Origin of the sequence: uncultured Veillonella sp. (genome assembly GCF_905209685.1) — a bacterium.
In the GTDB taxonomy this organism is placed as follows: Bacteria; Bacillota; Negativicutes; order Veillonellales; family Veillonellaceae; genus Veillonella.
Map to the genome: position 1 here is coordinate 1 of NZ_CAJLUB010000147.1, position 3,741 is coordinate 3,741.

Annotated in this window: 3 protein-coding genes and 1 pseudogene; all 4 read right to left on the reverse strand. The window is 37.6% G+C overall.

Annotation, left to right across the window (positions count from 1 at the left end):
* Positions 1–958 (reverse strand): annotated as a pseudogene (locus tag QZ055_RS08505) (heavy metal translocating P-type ATPase); the annotation flags it as partial.
* Positions 959–973: 15 nt separating this feature from the next.
* The gene (locus tag QZ055_RS08510) at positions 974–1,234 is read right to left on the reverse strand and encodes a DUF6110 family protein (protein WP_005376730.1); all 261 of its coding nucleotides are present in this window, start codon (positions 1,232–1,234) and stop codon (positions 974–976) included.
* A 107-nt stretch (positions 1,235–1,341) separates the two neighbouring features.
* The gene (locus QZ055_RS08515; protein ID WP_295826170.1) at positions 1,342–1,548 is read right to left on the reverse strand and encodes a FeoB-associated Cys-rich membrane protein; all 207 of its coding nucleotides are present in this window, start codon (positions 1,546–1,548) and stop codon (positions 1,342–1,344) included.
* A 231-nt stretch (positions 1,549–1,779) separates the two neighbouring features.
* Positions 1,780–3,741: ferrous iron transport protein B (gene feoB / locus QZ055_RS08520; protein ID WP_295826173.1), on the reverse strand; the 1,962-nt coding region annotated here is incomplete at its 5' end.

Below are 3,741 nucleotides of genomic sequence, written 5' to 3' on the forward strand. Positions count from 1 at the left end.
TAAAGCTAATTGGAACTAATTTATCAGCCATGCGGTATGCTTGTTGTTCCATACCAGATTTCATTTGTTCAGACTCTTCAATAAGGTTAACGATTTTTTCGTAACGAGATGTTTTAGATGTACTACGTACTTCTACAATAGCTTTACCGTCTTCAACAACAGTACCCGCATATACAGAAGTATCTTTATCGCGGCGAACCGCTTCAGGTTCACCAGTCATGGAGCTTTCGTTAACAAGAACAACTCCATCGATAACGATGCCATCTAATGGAATCACTTCGCCTTGGCGAATGATAATTTGATCGCCAGCCACAACCTCGTTAACAGGTTTGCTCACTTCAATATCGTCAACCAATACCCATACTTTATCTACATTCAAAGACATGCTTTGAGCAAGATTTAATACGGATTTACGGTGAGTCCATTCTTCTAAGATATCTCCAATACCTAATAGGTACATAACAGCGCCAGCTGTAGGATAATCTTTTTGAAGTAAAGCAGCACCAATAGCCACACCATCAAGCACTTCTACAGTTAACTTACGTTGCCATAATGTTTTAATGGCTTTGCCGATAAATTTAATACCATCAAACCATGCCCATGCCGCTGCAATTGGTGCAGGTAACACTGCTTTCTTACCTAAGTAAACTGCAGTGCGGTTGATCATCATTTCACGGTATTTTTTATTTACCAAGCGTGGAGAATATTCATTCAAAGCTGGTGCTTCAGACAAATCTAAATCGCGTAGATCGAGTACCGCATCACGCACAGCATCAGAATCGCCATTATGTTTAATGGCGATTTGACTGCTACGAGTGTAGAAGGTTACATCTACAATTGCATCATTAAGGAGCAATGTATCCTCTACATAAGCTGCTTCAGCTTCTGTAAAGCGATGACCAGTTACCTTAACATGCAAGCGATTTCTGAGTTTTCGTACAACAGAAAATTGTAACATAGTTAAATCCTTCTATTATTTGTTTTCTTCAAAGATTTCTTCGTTGCGTGCTTCGTTGATTTCTTGAGCTTCTGCCAATACATCAGATGCGGATGCTTGTACTTTTTCAGCTGTTTCTAATACAGTTTCTTTAGCGCGAAGACCAGCTGCTACGATACCAGCATATACTTTTTTTGCGTCTTTAGAAGTTAAAACTTTAAGACCTACAGTACCCAATGCAAGACCTGCTGCGAATAAATTAGCGTTTTTAAGATTGTTTTGGTTGAAGTTGAACATGATAATATCCCTTTCTACTAATAAATATATAAAAAAATTACTTACTATATTTGAAAAGAGGAGCCTATTATAGAGACCCCTCTTTCAAATTCAGAATTCGTATTAGCTTACTTAGCAGTACGTTTAATGCCTAATGCTTTATTGGAACCATCACAGCTGCAGTTACCACCACAACCAGAAGATTTCTTAGAGCCAGAATCGGAGCCACCGCCACCACAGCCGCAACCACCTTTACCAGACATTTGTTTGTAAAATTTATTACCGATATAAGCTAATGCTAATACAACTATGAGTCCTATAACAAGATTATCCATTACTATGCCTCTTTCTCAATATCTACTAAATTACAATATTTGTCTTAGTGATAAACAAGATAAAAGCAATATCTAAAGGATATTTCCCTTTTCTCATTATCATTTAACCACGAATATTGATAATTATCAAGTATTATTTTTAAATTACTTATAACAAAATCGCAATTTTTAAATTCATTTTTGTTTAAAGAATCTAAAAGTGGCTAAACTCTCCTATTTAGCGATTTTAGATTAGAAACCTAATGCGCGACCTATGTTATAGAAGATGAAACATGCAATCCAAGCAAATGTGTTTTCATAGAAGAACATGAAAGCAACCCATTTCCAGGAACCTGTTTCACGTTTGATAACAGCTAATGTTGCCAAACAAGGTGGGTAAATTAAGATAAACAACATCATTGTCAAACCAATTAATGGTGTAAAGTGAGAGTCGTTTTGTAGGTACTCAGTCAACGGTGCTGGATTTTGATCATCACCACCAACAGCATAGACAGTACCTAACGTTGAGATAACAACCTCTTTAGCCGCCAAACCAGCTACTAATGATAGGCCCATTTTCCAATCAAAGCCCAATGGTTCTAGCACTGGGTTGATAGCTTTACCAAAGGATGCTGCATAGGATTGTTCAATTTTTTCAGCAGCTTGTTCTTTATCAAGTTTGTCATTTTCAGCATCTAAGTTAGCACTGTTTTTATACATTGCCCATGCTGCTGGGAACAAGTCTTTATTTTCATCTTTAATATCATTGAATAATTCAGGTGCTTCAGAATCATCCTCTACTGCTACTTCAGGTTCATCTTCTCCTGCTTGCTTAGCAGCATCAGTAGCATCTTGTACAGTAGATTTCATATCTTCAACAATTTTATCAACTGCATCTTTTTGGTCATCTGTAGCAATACCGAATTGAGATAATGTAGCTGCATCTTTTACTTCATACTCTTGAGCAACTTGTTCTTTCATTGCATCATAGTCTTTAGAGTATTCTACATCCATTGGGTACGCAGTAAGGAACCAAATCAAGATAGATGCGGCCATGATGAATGTACCAGCTTTAATGATGTACAATTTAGCACGTTCGTACATGTGCATCCAAGTAGCTTTCAATGTAGGTAAATGATATGGAGGTAGTTCCATTACAAATGGTTCAGCTTCACCTGCAAATAAGAACTTACGGAAGATCTTTGCAAAGATAATACCGAAAATAATGCCCAAGAAATATACAGAAAATACAACAAATGTACTATCCCAACCATTTGGGAAAAATGCATTTGCAAATAAGATATATACCGGTAAACGAGCAGAACAGCTCATGAATGGTGTAATCAAGATTGTAACCATTCGATCCTTATAGTTATCAAGGATACGAGCGCCCATTACAGATGGTACGGAACAACCGAAACCTAAAAGCAACGGAATAAAGGATTTACCATGCAAACCACAAGCGCGCATTACACGGTCAATAACGAAGGCTGCACGAGCCATGTAACCAGTATCTTCCAAGAAAGAAATGCCAAGGAAGAGTAATAAAATTAATGGTAAGAATGAAAGTACCGCACCTACGCCGGCAATAATACCATCAGATACGAGTGACTGTAATTGGCCCTCTGGAATAGTCTGAACCGCATAAGCTTGTAATGCAGCGAAACCATCCTCGATCCAACCTTGAGGAATACCACCAACGAAGTTAACGAACGCAAACAATAAGTACATAACAACCATGAAGATTGGTAAGCCCCAAATTCGATGCGTTAAGATTTTGTCATAACGGTCAGAGCGTGTTTCCAATTGAGTTGGCGCTTGTGTTAAACATGTATTATATACTTCTACTGCAAAGCGGTGACGATATTCTTGGAAGACAATATCAAGATCAACTTGATCCTTAATTTCTTCACGAATAGCTTCAGCCTTTTGAATAACAGCTTCCGTATTATCAAAGCGCATAACTTTGCCAATAACGTCAGCATCTTTTTCTAACAACTTAACAGCAATCCAACGAAGTGGATATGTAACAGTGCCCGCTTGTTTTAGCAATTCTACAAGCTCACTAATTTTACCTTCTAACAAATCACCATAGTTAATTGTTACACCAGGAGCTTTTTGAGAAGCAGCTACACTAATTGTTGCTTCTAACAAGTCTTTTGTACCAATGTTTGTACGACCTACTGTGCTAACAATTGTAGCCCCTGTCATTTC

Coding starts and splice junctions, on each gene's coding strand:
- QZ055_RS08510 (WP_005376730.1), bottom strand. CDS start 1,234: ATGTTCAACTTCAACCAAAACAATCTTAAAAACGCTAATTTATTCGCA.
- QZ055_RS08515 (WP_295826170.1), bottom strand. CDS start 1,548: ATGGATAATCTTGTTATAGGACTCATAGTTGTATTAGCATTAGCTTAT.